This window comes from Acidithrix ferrooxidans (assembly GCF_000949295.1).
In the GTDB taxonomy this organism is placed as follows: domain Bacteria; phylum Actinomycetota; class Acidimicrobiia; order Acidimicrobiales; family Acidimicrobiaceae; genus Acidithrix; species Acidithrix ferrooxidans.
The window spans coordinates 1-16,250 of record NZ_JXYS01000016.1 but is presented as its reverse complement, the minus strand read 5'-3'; the positions used below and the strand labels follow the sequence as shown (position 1 = coordinate 16,250).

Sequence of the window (16,250 nt, the reverse complement as noted above, 5' to 3'; positions counted from 1 at the left end):
ATCCATCTTTGCGGTTGAGCCGGCAACTAGATGTTCAAAGTCTCTCGTGAAGCGAGATTTACGATACCGGTCACCCAAATGGCACTGACTCAGTGATTACTCCATGATTGGGGCATTTCGGTCTCCGTAGGGCACAAGAGATCCAAGTACGACGTATTCCCATGTCAAGATGTCTCCAGCGTGAGTTGATAAGTTCTGATGTCGTAGCGGTATTTTGTTTTGAATTTACGGCTTATTCAACAACACTTTGGACATGCGAGCTTGGATCGTGCAAGTTTGACATCTACAACAATTTCATCTTTTGAGATAAAAATATCGTTGACAATGACACCTTTAACGTCAAGCAACTGCTTGACTAGAGAGTTAGCGTGCACGGTTAGATCTCCTAAATCTGTGTGTTAGTAACTTCAAATTTAGAGGTCACAAACCGTGCACGTTTCATTCAATGCTTTTAAAGACCCAAAAGTTCTTATCGTACAGGCGTTACTTATCGGTTATGGGGTCTTGGTGACCCACATGAGGGTTAGGAGAGCCGACTTTCGTCCAGGCGCGTCATGGTGGATCGGTCCAACATGCCTAAACATTTCGCCAGTCTCGATCGATCAATAACCGTAAATGTCTGGATAGTTGACGCATCTGCCTGCTTTCAGATTAATGGTAACTTTGCTATTTTGAGCCGTTTTTGACTCTCCGATTTCTCGGCGACAATGGTTATTTAATCTTCGCCGATCGGTTCGCAAGGGAATATTGAATTGTACATAAACGCGAAGCGCCTATACACCATTCAACAATCTTTGACGACTATCACGAACGGTTTGCTACTGCTGCTACCGACTAAATCAAATAGTCATTGAAGATACTTGATGGAGCTGGCGGGACCTCATTTGATGGTCCAGAATTTATGTTATTTTTGGACCAAGTTGTTTTTAGGGGCTAACGACTCCAGGGAAAACGCTAGAGCAATTTTGTTATTTGGTAATAGCGGATGACTGAAAGAGCCTGTCCCTGGCTTACTCCGGGCGAAACGGATAGCCTTTTGGACTTCACAATAATTTCCTCCATCTACGTTATGGATACCAAGCTCGTATTAATAGCGGATCGTTAAATAGGGAGCCTTCCAATTGCAGTTCAGGAGATTGGTCGCGAGCGCGTAACGACTGGTTATATCGCGGGATGCCTACCAGATTCGAGTCTGGGGAACTGGTACCACCAGAGGTACCGGAAAGCCATCCGTTGTCAGCATTCCTTATGGGCACCAGCACGTGTTGGCAGATCTTTTCGTGTTCAGGCATCACGAAGTGACGCGAAGAGTAATCCGGCGAGCGCATTCCAAAGCGGAGTAATCGGTAGTATCGACTTCGATGTCGCACATGACCTCCTCATGCACTGCAAGTGCCTGTGCCATTGCCATTCCCTGAACGCGATCGGATCGGGTTATTTCGCGCATGGCAGCCGCATTCGGGTCGCAGTGAACTCCGATCCACAACACGTCAAGACCGGTCAATGCGCCTTGCAGTCGTCGTTGCCCTATACCTCCGGTCAGAAGGACTTCATCGAGAATTAACGATGCACCGTTATGAGTCATGAATGCCAGGCCTGCGTACCAGACGTCCTCGAGGGCTCGGAACTCGGGCTGGATGGTCACGGTGCCGTCCGATTCGAGGACCAATCCCGATCGGGGATCGTCACCTCTACCAGGGAGCGCCTCGATCAGGGCGTCCACTCCGAAGGTCAACCAAACTTTGGGCAAGATGTCCTGAAGGGCTCGCGCAATCGAGGACTTTCCTGAGCTCGAACCGCCATTCAGCACGATCACCTGGGTCATGACTTCTCGAAGTGATAGTAGGACTGAAGGAGCAAGAGGTCCGCGTCGAACAGTTGGCAGACGAACCAATGCCCCTTGGTGATTCGCTGCGACCAGGTGCCAGGTATCTCGTGCCTGAGCGGTTCAGGTTCGCCGATCCCGCTTGTTCGGTCGTACAAGGCATCGTCGAGCAAACATTTGATTCGTCTGGAATTATCGCGCTCAGTCTGCTGACAATATGCGTGATCCTTCGAGCCTCGGGTTGTAAAGATCGGCCTCATGCCCGATCGAGTTGGTGGTTGACGCCTTTGCTAGGGAGAGTCGCCTCCTCGGCATCGAGCAGGCGGTAGTGTCGATGACGTTTCCTCCGACAGTGAAAGTCCCAACAAAGGGGCCGGATCCTCCCGATGGCTCCGGACGTAATCTCGGTACCGCGCCTGGCGTTGTTGGAACTGGTAGACGGCATCAAGGAGATCAGTACTTGCATAGTCGGCTTGGGCGAACTTTTCCAGCTGCTTCAGTATTTGGGCTGATTGGACCCCTCTTCCTGCTCATTAAGGGCTGGAAAACGTGTGAGGAGGTCCTCACGGGACCGGCGAGACCGCTTTTGGCCCAGACGGTCATGGTCGGGAGTATAGGTGCTACGACAGTCCTGGTCTAAGCCGAGGTGTAAGCGCGCAGCCAAGGCGAACGCCACAGTGTAAAGCTAAGGTCGATCCGACCTTAGCTCGATTATACGAGAATGCGCTCGACCTAGAGTGGACTGCATGGATTTTTAGGTACCGACTTTTCAACGACTTGCGATCACCAAATCCTAAATCTTGCGAGCATTCTACGCCTAAAGTCACCACCAACATTAATGTACCTGAAATTTAGTATTAGCTCTCTTAAGTCGTCGAATTATATTTATGCATAAACTTTCCATTGCTTCCCGTTTGTAGTCACGTTCGCAAGCGTTGTTAGTCTCAATTTGGCGCATTAAAAGCTTCCGTTAGTTCCTCAACCGGTGAAATCGGCTGCAGATTACCCATCGTACTTTTTCCTTAGCCCGATAATTTGTCCCTTGGGAACCATTAGATCAAAGGGTTGGACGCTCTACGTAAAGAATCTCTTTTACAATAGGCGCACGGTATCAGATTCGGTTAGCGTCATTACCGCCAAGACGAGAGCCACTTCTCCTTTTTGACGCTCTCATAACGAGCTCGGACGATCGTATTTGCAGACAAAGGGCCACGTGTTCTAAATCACCGTGGTCTGCATCACGAGTGCGCCACTAGCCTAAAATATCAAAAGAGCCCCGAGCAATTTCGCTGATCAAGCTCTGGCATTTAGCACCTGACCTATATTGGTAATCTTCTTGAAATACTGCTTGGACTTGTGCCCTTTGGATTTTCAAAGGCTTTTCTACACTTGGGTATGACTGATACGCTCACATAATAGAAGGCCAATCAACTAGGAGCCTGCATTCTAAATGCTTGTTTTGTTTGGTCGAATTGCCAATATTGCGCAGTAACCGTGCCTGAGGCGCAGTCGGGGTTGCAGTTGTTGTAGGTACTTCTGATTTCGGTGCCTACAAAGGATGGATTACGGGCTAAGACATTTGTAGGAGTGGCTTTTCCAAAAGGGTAAAAGTTAGCATATTGCCAGCTTGATATCGAGACAGGTGAGGTTTGGATTACGAAGGCTCCAGGAATATTGTCGGCAAAGTCTAACGGGATCAAAAAGGTAGGCTTTCGATTATTCGTTACATCACCAACCGTGATTCCTGGTGAATATGAGGCAGTCACCATCCACGGAAAGCTGGGGTCAACAGCGGCAGGTTCATCAGAAGGTCGAGCGAGTTCGGCAACTACAGTCCATTGCCCCTGCTGGTAAGCCATAACTTTGACGTTGAGTGAATTCGGGTCATAGGAAAAGGCTGCCAGTGCAACTGGGGTCTGCCCATCAAGTACTGCCGGACTCAATATGAAGCCATGGTAGGTGATCTGTGCCGCACTCGCAGCGCTCGATTCGGTGCCAGACAGATTTCCTACGAACGTCGTCAAAGACTTGGCCACCGACGATGAAGGCGGGAAGGTGGTAATGGTCGACATATTGGTTGCGACAGAGGTAGTTGTAGTGGTAATCAAGGTGGTAGAGGTAGATTTGACGGTATCAGACCTGACAGCGGCTTGATTAGTCGCTTTGGTACTTTGAGCAGTACTTTTCTTTGAACTTTTACTCACCGTTGTTTTCTGTGATTTTGAAGATGGATTCGAGGCGATGATAGCAAAGGTTAGGAGGATGAGTGCCACGACTGAGCCGACAATCATAATCACCACCTTAGTCCCACTGTTGCCCTGCTTTAAAAGTTTAAACGTCATCTCTCTGCCTCCTTGGTGCTCTTTGGGCAACAGTAATATAATAGAGCGGTAACCCAAAGTTGATTTTTAGATCACATGCATCAGCACTGGTGAACCTCCCCGCCCTTACGGACGGGGATTCTGGCTCCGTATGTTTGGTTGGGGTTACCTAACATCGCTTCCATCATGCCACCGCGACCGACTGGTCTGGTGCTAATGAATTAGCACTGGTAGATGAGTTCGCTAGTTTCGGCTTGCTTGTCTGAGATGTCTCAGACAAGGCCCGGTTCTGGGCACTACTTCGGGCTCTGGCCTTACGGCACTGCACCTTTTGGTGTGACTTGCGTTGATTGGGTGGGTATGTTCACGGTGGCAGTTTCGCAAGAAAAGCCGTTGATCACCGAAAGCCGTTCCGGGTCAAATTGTGGGTCACATTCCGGGTCGCACACTTAATCAAACGCTTTGACATCAAACGCTTTGACTCATACCTCGCTTACTGCACCATTTGACTAGTTGGCTACCATTTTCGGTGAAGCGAGGTTACCCGGATTTAGTATTTTGAAAAATTTCCATCGAATCTATATCCCACTCACAAGTTGCATCACTAACGGATACGTCGTTTAAGATACCAAACCCTATGTCGAGTTGCGGTTTGTGTTCCGTTGGTTGATTCAGCTTTGGAGCCCCAAGAATGCAACTTGCAAACTCCAAAGGCCAATTAATTTCGCATTTGTAGCTGCCCTAACCTTGACTACTTAGAAGGACCGAAGTATTGTGCATCCGTGACGTGTTGTCCCCAAGTCGCTTCACCGATTGTCATAGAGATGTGCGTCATATAGTAATCCGGCGTGGCACCATGCCAATGTAATTCTCCGTCGCCTGAAACGACTACGTCACCGGATGTAACCTCTAGGACCTCGCCATCGTGTGCCTGAACGAGACCCTTGCCCTCGGTAACGTATAGTGTTTGGCCTCCGCGATGGGAATGCCAAGCCGTCCTCGCACCTGGGGTGAAGTGGACGGAGCCAACCGATAAAGGCGAGAGTTCACCACCATTAGCAAGACGATCTAGATAGACGTCACCGGTGAACCAGTCAGATGGTCCCTTTATGGTTGGCTGCCTTTTGTTCAATTCCATAGTTTTTCTCCCTAATTAGATGCCCGCTTGTCACATGCGCATCTTGCAACCTTGAAGCGACATATATCTTCTATCGCTAATAGAAGATATATGTCGAACACAGCTTCTAGGCAGCAAGTAGCCTGAACTTCTATGGAACCTATGGGGCGGTCCCCTCGAGTTCACCAATAGCTGCTTCTGCCACACCGATGACCACTTCTAAAATGTCGTGTACATATCGTGGCTCACGGATAAATGTCTGGATTTGAGCATCAAGAAACCGTGACATCTCTTTCTGGAATCCACTAACCGTGAGCGGTTTTCTAAGCAGCGCAACCCTTTCGGCCAACTGTTGGAGAAAACGAGCATAATCGAGATGATAGTCGTTTATCTTGGAGCGCACAAAGTCGCCATTTAGTAGGACTGCATCCTGGGCGAGCATATGAATATCCCATAGGTCCCTAGGCTTGACATGGTCGCGTGCTCCGAGCGCAACGATCTTGTCTGCCAGAATTTCCACTTTAGATTCGACTCTGAGCATGAGAGACCTGTAGCCAAATGAGACATTGTTGGAAATAACTTGAATTGGTCGCACTTCGCCGGTACAGGAAGAAATCCTTGCCACTTCAAGGTGAATGACATAATTCTGTTTCAGAGACCTATCAAAGTTTGGCAGCAAAATCTTTGACTTCCATCGGCTGACATGCACACTGTCATTTCCATTAGGAAGGTATTCATCTACCTCCGCCAATAGCCCATACGTAGCCCCCACGTTGTCTTTTAGCCGTTCCATAAAAGGCTTCATTTGGGAGGGATCAAAATCTAGTCCACCAGCAAAATCTAAATCCTCGGAATAAAGAACTCCGCCGTAGCAAAGGCGCAGTGCTGTTCCGCCCGTCAAGACCAAGGTTGACGCACTCCCACTTTGAAGTAGCGCCTGAAGGATTTCGTAGTGCAAGTTCGATAGTGTCGTAAATACATTGCCGTTGTCCCCTTTGAAGTAGCGCCTAAAGGATTTCGTAGTGCAAGAGTTCCTTCACCACCGCGGGTACGCTCGCCTGCCTTTCCCTTGCGATCTCCTGAGCCATCTCAAGCAATGAAGTAAACTCGGCTGCCATCATGATACCGTGGTTTCCATTAGCTCAACCATCGTTAGGTTGCGCTTGGTGAAACGTAGGTCTTCATATGCACGTTTTGGAGTTGCGACATGAATATCTCTGCTCCTATCGAAAACAATCTCTGGTGATCGTACCTTTCGCGACGTGTGAGTAAATTCAAGCACGCAATATGGTGTGTAAAATACGGAGCTTCGTCCTGTGGACATAAGCGTATATCTCTGCGCTATCTGCGAAATCCATCCTGCATCGGACAGTACCGATTCGAGAGAGAGGTATGAAAAATCAAATGGTCTAATGATGGATGCCAAAGCGAGAAGGGGCTCAGCTGGCATACTTCTTGCTCTGGGATTTACATATATCCCACGAGCGATACGCACGATATTGGGCTCTCCTAACCCTCATGTGGGTCACTAAGACCCCATAACTGATAAGTAACGCCTGTACGATAAGAACTTTTGGGTCTTTAAAAGCATTGAATGAAACGTGCACGGTTTGTGACCTCTAAATTTGAAGTTACTAACACACAGATTTAGGAGATCTAACCGTGCACGCTAACTCTCTAGTCAAGCAGTTGCTTGACGTTAAAGGTGTCATTGTCAACGATATTTTTATCTCAAAAGATGAAATTGTTGTAGATGTCAAACTTGCACGATCCAAACTCGCATGTCCACCGTGTTGTTGAATAAGCCGTAAATTCAAAACAAAATACCGCTACGACATCAGAACTTATCAACTCTCGCTGGAGACATCTTGACATGGGAATACGTCGTACTTGGATCTCTTGTGCCCTACGGAGACCGAAATGCCCCAATCATGGAGTAATCACTGAGTCAGTGCCATTTGGGTGACCGGTATCGCAAATCTCGCTTCACGAGAGACTTTGAACATCTATTCGCATAACACTCTGAAATGCTCCAATGAGCCCTTTTAATTTCTTGTGGGGTGTGTTAATCTTCTCATGACATGCTTACACCCGAGGAACTCGCCACTATTGAAGCATTCATGGCGAAGACTGAAAACATCGACGAATATAAGCGGGCGCTGGCAGTTCTCACCCTTGAAGATGGGAGTCCCCTCAACAGGACAGGCCTCTCTGTCAAGCATGTACAGCGAATTCGACGGTCATTCCGCAGCGTTGGCACTGAGGCATTCAAGGACAAGCGCCATAACAACGCTCCGGTACTTCTCTCAAAGTCTCAAAGAGATGAAGTGGCAATCATGCTCACGACTACAACTCCCAATGACCACGGCTATAGCAGTTCCCCGTTTTGGTCAACACGGATCCTGGCTACAGTACTCAAGCGCAGATACGGTGTTCTCTATGCCTCTAGGACTAGCTATTACGTTCTGTTTCGGGAAAGTAAGTTCAGCTTCCATCTGCCGGGCAAACAGTACGAGAAGGCTGATCCACAAGCGGTAGCTGAATGGATAGACGAGCAGCAAGAACGTCTGAAAGAGGCATTCTCTGATCCAGATACGGTGATTCTCTGTGAAGACGAGATGGTTCTCACTCAGGCGACAACTACTCAGAAAGTGTGGATACCGAAAGGAACCACACCAGCTGTAATTGAGACCAATGGAACCAGAATGAACCGGAGCATCTATGGGTTTTTAAACCTCAAGACAGGCAAGGAGCATGCATTTGCAACAGAGCGCCAGACTATGCATGAAACAGCGGCCATACTGCTGGCGATCCGCAAGATCTACCCAAGAGAGAAGATTCTGCTTATATGGGATGGGGCAGGATGGCACAGAGGGAGCGTCGCTCAAGAGGCAATTAGGGAGCATCACATCGAAGCAGTCCATTTCCCTCCGTATTCTCCGCAACTCAATCCCCAGGAACACGTTTGGAAGCAAGGGCGCTCTGCTGTAACCCACAATCGCTTCATTCCCAAGATTGAACCAGTCACAAAGGAATTAGTCGACTATCTCAACACGACGACATTCCCATACTCTTTGCTTGATTTCAAGGAGCAAGTCAGAGTGTGAGCTCTATAGTTGCCGGCTCAACCGCAAAGATGGATAAAACAACAGTTACGAAGCTCACCCGGATTGCTCAGAAAACAGTTGGTACGATCTGTGAGAGAGTAGTAGCCAAAGAGATCGATCCAAAGCGACTAGAGAAGCTCTCAATAATAGGGGTAGATGAGATTGCCTATCGTAAACACCATAAGTACATAACCCAAGTTATTTAGAGCCCGTAACAGATCATGAAACTGGAAAGATCGTCTATGGAGCAGAAGGAAAAAGCGCTAAGAGTCTAGATGGGTTCTTATGTGAGCTTGGTTCGCAACGTTCCAAGCTCTCACACAAGTAGCAACAGTGGACATGGGACCAGCTTTTGCTAAAGCTTTCGCTGATCGCACACCAGATACTTAGGTCGCAACCTCGATCCTTTTCATGTCGTTAAATTGGGCACTGAGGCCCTGGAGGAGGTAAGATGCGACCTATGGCGCCAACTGAGAAAACTTCCTACTCCAGATTACGCCCGTAGGTTTGTGAGTGCAAGATGGGCATTACTAAAGAATCCTGGTGATTTGACTCAACGCCAAAATGAGACTCTACGTCAAATAAAGTCAACCGCTGCAATACTTCTAAAGCCCTTAGAGATGAAAGAATCCCTAAGAGGGATATTCGGTAGTGGATTATCCAATGACGAAGTAGCTGAGTTCTTGGATTCCTGGTGTGCTCGTGCTTCACGATCACAGATACCTAGCTTTGTCAGATTGTCAAAGACAATTCGAATCCATAAAGCTGGAATTATGGCTGCTATTGAGCCCCCTAGCTTGAAAAGGGTGTCTCTAATGGAAGGCTTGAGGGTCTAAACAATATATTAGATCCGCCATTGCTAGATGCTATGGTCTTCACTCTGCAAAATCAACACTTGGCTTGGTGATGCTTTCATGCGGTCCGATTGATCTCAAGCTCCCCTACGAAAGGGTTGCTTGATCCACATCTATGTTAGGAGAACCCGATATTGCCTGCTCGAGTTTGATGCTTGAGGGATTGCTGAAGGTCGCCAGGTGAGTCATCAAATAGCAATTTGAGTCGAGGCACATCGAAAGCCCAAACCCCATGCCTGTCCCACTTGTCCAGTGTTTGCAATAGCACGCTTGTTTTCACGCAATCAAGCATACAGATAATGATATAAAAATATCATTATCTGTATAGTACTGGCGGCGATTTAACCCTTTGAAGGTGAGTTGACACGGACATCTAAGCTTTCGACTCGTCAAGTGGTTGGGATTCAATTGGAAACTTCGAATCCGCTCGAATGACCAGGAAGGTTCCGCTCCAAAATTCATATACATTAATATACATTTCGTTTCGTTTCTTTTCGCTCTCAAGCAACCCTCGTGTATTCTTTCCTGTCCACAAGAACAGAACTAATGAGAATTGGTAGTTGCCCATCTTACATGTTCGACTTGCGTCGCAATGGTTTGCTTGTAGTCCTCACCTGAGCGGTAGTCTTGACATCTGTTTTGACGTTTTGGCTTTCCATTCGGCGTAGGAATCTCATCAAGGATCTTTTTCACTTCTCTATAAGGAGTGAACCGGCTGATCTGGTGATCTTCAACCCTTGATTTGATATTCATGGATGCTACGTAGTCCACATCACCCAGCCAGTTGCAATCCAAATAAGGATTGCGACAGTGAAACATATCCCCGTTTCGGTTGTCTAAAGAGATATACCCCCACTTTGGATTAGGACATGTTTGGCGCATGTAGGCCGCGTTGACCGTTTTTATGTCGGAACCTTTGACATAGGTATGTACCGTTATGCGTTCTTGGTTCTCATTCCTTGCCAATTGAGAGCTCCGATAGTCTTGTCGCATAATCGATTCCCTGTGTGATGGCCTCTCGCGACGCGATGCTTTTTTAGCTCAATAATGATCCAAGTACCGGGCTACTTAATGCACTATAAGTCAAGAAATGCACTTCCCAAGTTCAGTTGACTGCGCATCACTTCGATTCCATCATGCCACAAGATTTGGATCGGCCTCCATCCATCCCTCGAGGTCTTTTCTGGAGGAATCGATGCGGTTTCAGACGAAAGGACCGTTCATTCCCGATAAGCCATAACGCTGATCCACTCATACCCGTGACCATTCAATTCTTTGACTCCACCAATCCAAAGTCGAATCACGACTTTGGATTGGTGAAGCATATTCGATCTATACGATATTGAAGTAAACGGGCTGAGCCCGTCCGCCCAAACACCCTTAAAAATGACCTTACAAGGTCTCGTTGCTTGCGAAGAGTAATCACGTCAGCATGGAAGAGTAATCCTCGCACTAACCGATAGCTAAAGGTGCTTCGCGCAGCAATCTCTTCGAGTGGCGCGTAATTGTTCGGACTAATCGATTGAAGCTACGTCAAACCTAGCCTTATTTGAAGACCAAAAAAGGAGCGACAATTAACGCAAGAACTCGATATTAAATTCACTTTCACTAAACAGTACCAAGGATGATCCAACAAATGCACCATAGTAAGAGGTGGGCGACCCACCACCAAATCAGAACAGAGTGATTTCGTGCAACTCGTAGCCGTCGACCACACTCGCCGAAGTCCTTCGCTAGCTTTGCCGCCCAGTTATACCCTTAGACGAAGCCACTCTTGACGATCGGCCTATGGTCTCTTGTCGCAAGAGACCATATTGGTTGGAGATTCAACTGCCAATCTCCTTATGAGATAGCGCTAAAGCTAGCCCCATTGTCATTTGTCCTAAACAGAGGAAGAGAGCCGTCGGTTACCACCGCCGAAGAACTACCAGTCGGAACTAGTCCATGATCTGAAGAGATCTGCAGCCAACTAGGAAGCGGCCTAGCCTTGAATGATTTACCGCCGTCAAGAGTTACTAGTAGTTGTTGAGAGGTCCAAAAATAACCAATCGATGCGCTTTGGAATTTGATTCCGTAGGGACCGAGATTTGACCAATAACTAGAGGTAAACCTCTTCCAGGTTTTCCCTCCATCAGTCGTGTGGTAGAGCGAATAGGTGGTTACCCTTACATTCTTCTTATAGGGATTGTTCAGAAGTGGACCTTGAACGCCGCCGATCACCCACCAATTGTTAGTCGACAACATATCAAGAGAAATTGGCATAAATGGCGCTTGGACGCCACGCCATGTAGATCCTCCATCAGAGGTAGCAACGATCTTGTCTCTCTTCGCAGTTGTCACCAAAATGCCATTATTAGGCGAAAGGAAATCTGAGAAGAGCACTTGCCCCGCATTTGGAATCAGAATATCTTTCCAAGGCCCAGACCGCGTCTTTAGCCAATAATTGCCTCCGGAGATAGCGACCTCACCGGAACTAAAGTCTTTGAAGTAAATCGGATTTGAAGCTGGTATGGAGGTAAAACTAACAGCCTTGGAAGAATCGAGTGGAATTACGACTCCCCAGCCATCTAAGGTTAGGCCACTAAGGATCTGATCGGCAAATGAAAGCTGAGATGGCCAATAGGAGGGAAAGACTTGTTTCCAAGTATTTGCAGAATTGGAACTCCAAACTGCTCCAAAGTTCGTAATTGCCAATGGACCATAAGGTGTCGTATGTCGATAATATGCAATTGAGGTAGATGGACTAGGTGACGCCGGCAATATCTGATCGGTAGACCAGCTAATACCACCATCGGTGCTTGAATAAACTGCACCTCGAGGTCCCCTGGCTACGACGAGGTATCCGTTTGTTGGCGAAGTAAAGGTGACCTCTTCCAAGTACCCAGTTATAGGTAGACCACTCGTGGTATTGGAAAAACCTGCAGTTGATACAACTTTCCAAGTTGTGCCACCATTGTGTGTAGTCAATAGTGTCTTAGCTTGAGAGCCGGCGCCTGGCTGACTAGCGATAGCTAAAAAGCCAACCTCTTGAGAAGGAAAAGAAAAACTGGAACTATTAATGAGAGCGCCATTTGATGATGCTATTGCTAATATTTGAGTCATGCGCCAGTTCTTTCCCTCGTCAGTCGTTGTCTCAATCGCATCACTTGGTGGTTGATCAGCTGTAGAGTTTGTCACTGAGGTAACGCCAACGCCATCTTGGGGGCTGAAGAAGTGAATCTGTGTGAGCAGACCCGTAGAGACCATTGCCCACTTCTTTCCACCATCACTACTTGAATAGAGTGTTGTAAGTGTTGCAATACCAGACGGATTTGAACTTGGGTTTCGAACCAAAGCAAATCCGTACTTTTGACTAGGAAATTGCAACTGTAGAATCTCGCCGTCGATCGTTCCTAGTGCGGCGAAGTTAGACTTGGGCGTTGGTCTTACAAAGATCTGGCTCGTTGACCCATTGAACTCAGCCCGATAAATAGAGCCAAATTTGGTAATATCTACAGCTCCGCTCAGATTCAAATTTGGAGTATTGCCCCAATTCACGTTGACCGGCGAGCCAACGTTGATCTTTGGTGTATAAGATCTCAAAACTTTGCTAAGGGGCACCTCGGTCAAGGAACTTTTCGGTGGAGAAACAGATTTGCTAGATCCACAGCTAGCCAAAACCATAGTTAGAAGGGCGATAAGTACTGACGTTCCTGACAAACGAAACAATTTCATAAATCACCGTACCATATATAGAAAATTGATCAATATCGATCGCAATGATCACTTTGGAAGATTCCCACTGCCTTGACCGCTTCGCTTCTTCTAAAAAGCAATGCCCATGATCACGTCGATAAAAGGATAATCCTAATGCTAAAGTCGCCTTGGCGTATGGGGGGGGCTTAAACTAGGTATTGGAATTTACAAATTGCAAAAGGATGGCGTTTGATCAGGGCATTAACCGAATCGAACGAAATAAGAACACTTTTGACCATTCGCAATTCGGTCGACCAACTTCAAGCACTGATAGCTGATGATAGATATCACCGAATATGACCACCCATTAAGAGCCTCAGACCTCCGGTAGTTGAGCCACAATCCCTGTTTTGAACAGGGATTTCTTTTATGTTAGGAATTGCATAAGTCGTTCAATAGTGCTATGATAAGGAGATGAGAAAACGCCGAGAACAAATCGAATTGCTTCCGGGTATGCCTGCGCCATTCAAGCTCACTAAGACGATGGTAAACGGCGAGATGGTGGTGAGCTGGGGGCCTCGGGCAGTTTTCGTCTACGATCCAGCGGACCTTGGGATGCGAAACTTGGCCATCGTGGCACTTACTTCGGCAGGAGCCTCGGGCTTAGAGGTGGCTGCTCTCTTTGAGTTGCGACCCGAATACATCTCGAGATTGCGGGGCAGAGCATCCAAGGGCGGTTCCGCCGCTTTGGTCCCACCTATGGGACGACCCCGGCTTCTCAGTGATGAGGCGATTGCTCAGGCCTATGCCATGGCGGATGCAAACCGTCCAGGGACCGAGATCGCCGCTGCAATTTCGGTCTCGACCGCCACTGTGAGCCGTCTTCTGGCACGGCGAGTTCGCCCTGAGTCCGAACAACTACGCCTCAGTGTCATTGATGGGGTTGAAAAGCCCGATCAAGCAAACATAGAAGCCGAATCCGCCATAGTAAAGCCCGATCTTGGAAACAGTAGCGACACCGACAATCCTGTAGTTACCCGCATCAGCGATGGGATCCGCCAAAGTGCCTATGCAGGGGCGATGCTTTTGCATGGCTTTTTTGATCGAGTGGGTGCCAGTGCTGTGTTCGGTGTGTTGCCATCAGGTAGCGCACGCCGCTACGACGTGAGCGCCACGTTGCTTGTTGCAACCTTTGGATTCGCACTTGGTGCATCGTCACTAGAGGGAACCAAGCACCTATTGGACACTGACGCCGGAGCACTGGTCGGCTTGGAACGCTTTCCTCATCTTCGAACCCTGCGCCCCCGGCTCGCTGGCCTTGCCGATGAGATTGATCCTCTTAGAGTACAAGTAGCTCTAGCCAAGGCAATGCTAGAGGCCGACGATAGCGCTCCGGAAGTGTTCTTTGTTGACGATCACTTCGTTGCCTATACCGGGTCTGCTCCACTGGCTAAAGGTTGGAATACCCGCCGACGACGCGGCGAGCCAGGTAGGAGCGACACGTTAATCGTCGATGAGAATTGGCGGGCCATCTGTTTTTCATCTGGAGCACCGTCGTCGCTCTCCAAAACCATGTGGGGTCCTCTTGAACAGCTACGGGTCATCTGTGGGGACCGCCCGGTGATGGTCGGCTTTGACCGGGGTGGTGCCTACCCCAAGGTCTTTGCCGAGTTGAACAAGGCCGGCTTCGACTGGGTCACCTATCGCCGTGCCCCTCTTGAGGTACCTAGTGTTTTACCTAAACACTCATGGGTAACCATAGATGGATATCGACACTACATCCAAGTAGCATCAGAGACTCTTCATCTAGAAGATGTCGGAGCGCTCCGCCAGATCAGCATCTATGAGGATGGTCAGGTGGCATTGCAGATCCTCACCTCTGATTTGGTGAGCAGTGCTGCTCGCCTAGCACACACCCTGAGATCGCGGTGGCGCATCGAAAACAGCTTCAAGTACTTACAAGACCACCACGGCATTGGTTGGTTGTGTGACTATCGCATGGATCGCCGCCCTAATGTAGCCAAGGTAACCAATCCCATGCGCACTCAAGCCCATAACGCACTCAAGAGCGCTGAATTAGCTGTTGCAGAGCTTGAGAGATCTATTGGAAGAAACGCTACTACCCAAACTGCCGACATCAAAGAGAAAAACAACACTCTTGATAGTCTCTCGCGTCAACTCGAGGTGGCACGTGTGGCCTTCGAGGAAGCAAGAGTTGCACTCAAAGCTATCCCCGCCAAGATCCCCGCTACCGATATCGATCCCAATGCCACTAGAGCTTGGCCTGTCACCAATCGCCGGGCCTTACAGATGGTCTGTAGATTGCTCGCTTACAACGCAGAACTTGACTTGGCTCGAACGCTCAACAACTATCTCTGTGATCTAAATGAGTACCGGAGCATTACTCGTAACTTGCTTCATCAGCCCGGTGAGATCCGCTATAGCCCAAGAGCAATTACCGTTACCATTCGTCAGCCTGATGCTCCCCGCATCAATCGAGCCCTTAGTCTGCTCATAGAACAACTCAACGCTAACCCACCGCGCCTTAGCGGTGACAACCGACCAATTACTTATCAGATCGAGCCAAAATCTTGACATTGATGTAATTCGCTATTACCGGAGGTTTGAGGCTTGGGTCAGAAATGGTATATAGCTCCCTTAGGGCCTCTTTGGCCTGCCAAGCAGTAGCAACCTCATTGCCTGGATCATCGGCTTTGAGTAGTCCAACGAGCTTATCTTTGGCATAACTAGTCAATCGTTCATCTGCCATAGTTAGTAATCGTCGTATTCTATACAAAGGATCACCTGCTCTTGCGCGTGACCCATAGAGCTCGTTCTGAACTCGACGCCTAGTTTCATCGATTCGTTGGTTGGCCAGCTTGATCAGGTGAAATGGATCGGCTACAAGGGTTGTCTTTGGCAGAGCCTTTCTAAATACGGCTTTGTAACCACCAGATAGATCGAGGGTTCCCCATTTAACTCCATCACGCCAGCTTTGTTCTTGACTTTCAATCCAAGCCTTTGGATTGGCTCCGCCTCGACCCGCTACAACATCTAAAGCTACACCACGTCTCACATCTAGAAATAGTTGTAGCCCAATTCTGTTTGTGATACTTACCTTCACGGTAGAACAAGACCTCGTCTAGTCCCAGAGCATCCACAGCACCAAAACGTGAAGGATCATCCACCAATGCAGCTCCATAGGCAACGACTGCGTCATTTATCGTATGCCAATCACAGCCAAGTTCCTTAGCCACACAAGAAACGCTACGACGCTGGGCTCCAACAGCATAAGTTGCCCATCTAGCCGCCCGATCACTTAGGCGAAGACGACCTTGTGGGTATTTGAAA

Annotated in this window: 13 protein-coding genes and 2 pseudogenes; 5 read left to right on the top strand and 10 right to left on the bottom strand. The window is 48.3% G+C overall.

Going from position 1 to position 16,250, the window contains the following annotated elements; translation table 11 throughout:
- Positions 1–1,291 precede the first annotated feature (1,291 nt).
- Together AXFE_RS03100 and AXFE_RS21300 are read right to left on the bottom strand one after the other, a co-directional pair.
- Positions 1,292–1,894 (bottom strand): chloramphenicol phosphotransferase CPT family protein, encoded by a 603-nt coding sequence (locus AXFE_RS03100; RefSeq protein WP_235347549.1) that lies wholly within the window; start codon positions 1,892–1,894, stop codon positions 1,292–1,294.
- Positions 1,822–2,085 (bottom strand): Txe/YoeB family addiction module toxin, encoded by a 264-nt coding sequence (locus tag AXFE_RS21300; RefSeq protein ID WP_082058442.1) that lies wholly within the window; start codon positions 2,083–2,085, stop codon positions 1,822–1,824. The genes AXFE_RS03100 and AXFE_RS21300 overlap by 73 nt, the downstream gene beginning before the upstream one ends.
- A 14-nt stretch (positions 2,086–2,099) precedes the next feature.
- On the opposite strand from AXFE_RS21300, the gene AXFE_RS03095 reads away from it, so the two are divergent.
- Positions 2,100–2,465: a hypothetical protein gene (locus AXFE_RS03095; RefSeq protein WP_152625833.1), complete on the top strand. Its 366-nt coding sequence runs from the start codon at positions 2,100–2,102 to the stop codon at positions 2,463–2,465.
- Between the two features lie 787 nt (positions 2,466–3,252).
- On the opposite strand, the gene AXFE_RS03090 is transcribed toward AXFE_RS03095, so the two are convergent.
- From AXFE_RS03090 to AXFE_RS03075, 4 genes are all read right to left on the bottom strand, one after another.
- Complete coding sequence (locus AXFE_RS03090) at positions 3,253–4,167, bottom strand: hypothetical protein (protein WP_052604428.1); 915 nt, start codon at positions 4,165–4,167, stop codon at positions 3,253–3,255.
- 730 nt (positions 4,168–4,897) lie between these two features.
- On the bottom strand, positions 4,898–5,284 hold the full coding sequence (locus AXFE_RS03085; RefSeq protein ID WP_052604427.1) for a (R)-mandelonitrile lyase: 387 nt from the start codon (positions 5,282–5,284) through the stop codon (positions 4,898–4,900).
- A gap of 139 nt (positions 5,285–5,423) precedes the next feature.
- Positions 5,424–6,221 carry a nucleotidyl transferase AbiEii/AbiGii toxin family protein gene (locus AXFE_RS03080; RefSeq protein WP_052604426.1) on the bottom strand — a complete coding sequence of 266 codons (798 nt, stop codon included), beginning with the start codon at positions 6,219–6,221 and terminating at the stop codon, positions 5,424–5,426.
- 159 nt (positions 6,222–6,380) lie between these two features.
- Positions 6,381–6,758 carry a hypothetical protein gene (locus tag AXFE_RS03075; protein WP_052604425.1) on the bottom strand — a complete coding sequence of 126 codons (378 nt, stop codon included), beginning with the start codon at positions 6,756–6,758 and terminating at the stop codon, positions 6,381–6,383.
- A gap of 586 nt (positions 6,759–7,344) precedes the next feature.
- On the opposite strand from AXFE_RS03075, the gene AXFE_RS03070 reads away from it, so the two are divergent.
- From AXFE_RS03070 to AXFE_RS03060, 3 genes and pseudogenes are all read left to right on the top strand, one after another.
- Positions 7,345–8,370 carry an IS630 family transposase gene (locus AXFE_RS03070; RefSeq protein ID WP_052604424.1) on the top strand — a complete coding sequence of 342 codons (1,026 nt, stop codon included), beginning with the start codon at positions 7,345–7,347 and terminating at the stop codon, positions 8,368–8,370.
- Complete coding sequence (locus tag AXFE_RS03065; protein WP_052604423.1) at positions 8,367–8,576, top strand: hypothetical protein; 210 nt, start codon at positions 8,367–8,369, stop codon at positions 8,574–8,576. Before AXFE_RS03070 ends, AXFE_RS03065 begins: the two co-directional genes overlap by 4 nt.
- Before the next feature lie 204 nt (positions 8,577–8,780).
- Positions 8,781–9,206: pseudogene (locus tag AXFE_RS03060) on the top strand (ISL3 family transposase); the annotation flags it as partial.
- Positions 9,207–9,767: 561 nt separating this feature from the next.
- Here the strand turns inward: AXFE_RS03060 and AXFE_RS03055 are convergent.
- On the bottom strand, positions 9,768–10,217 hold the full coding sequence (locus tag AXFE_RS03055; protein WP_052604421.1) for a hypothetical protein: 450 nt from the start codon (positions 10,215–10,217) through the stop codon (positions 9,768–9,770).
- An 849-nt stretch (positions 10,218–11,066) separates the two neighbouring features.
- Positions 11,067–12,938 (bottom strand): WD40/YVTN/BNR-like repeat-containing protein, encoded by a 1,872-nt coding sequence (locus AXFE_RS03050; protein ID WP_052604420.1) that lies wholly within the window; start codon positions 12,936–12,938, stop codon positions 11,067–11,069.
- 435 nt (positions 12,939–13,373) lie between these two features.
- On the opposite strand from AXFE_RS03050, the gene AXFE_RS03045 reads away from it, so the two are divergent.
- A complete protein-coding gene (locus AXFE_RS03045; RefSeq protein ID WP_052604419.1) occupies positions 13,374–15,494 on the top strand; it encodes a putative transposase in 2,121 nt (706 codons plus the stop codon).
- On the opposite strand, the gene AXFE_RS03040 is transcribed toward AXFE_RS03045, so the two are convergent.
- A complete protein-coding gene (locus AXFE_RS03040; RefSeq protein ID WP_160291708.1) occupies positions 15,466–15,975 on the bottom strand; it encodes a transposase in 510 nt (169 codons plus the stop codon). The two genes, AXFE_RS03045 and AXFE_RS03040, sit on opposite strands and share 29 nt — an antisense overlap.
- Positions 15,908–16,250: pseudogene (locus tag AXFE_RS19840) on the bottom strand (hypothetical protein); the annotation flags it as partial. The gene AXFE_RS03040 and the pseudogene AXFE_RS19840, both read right to left, overlap by 68 nt.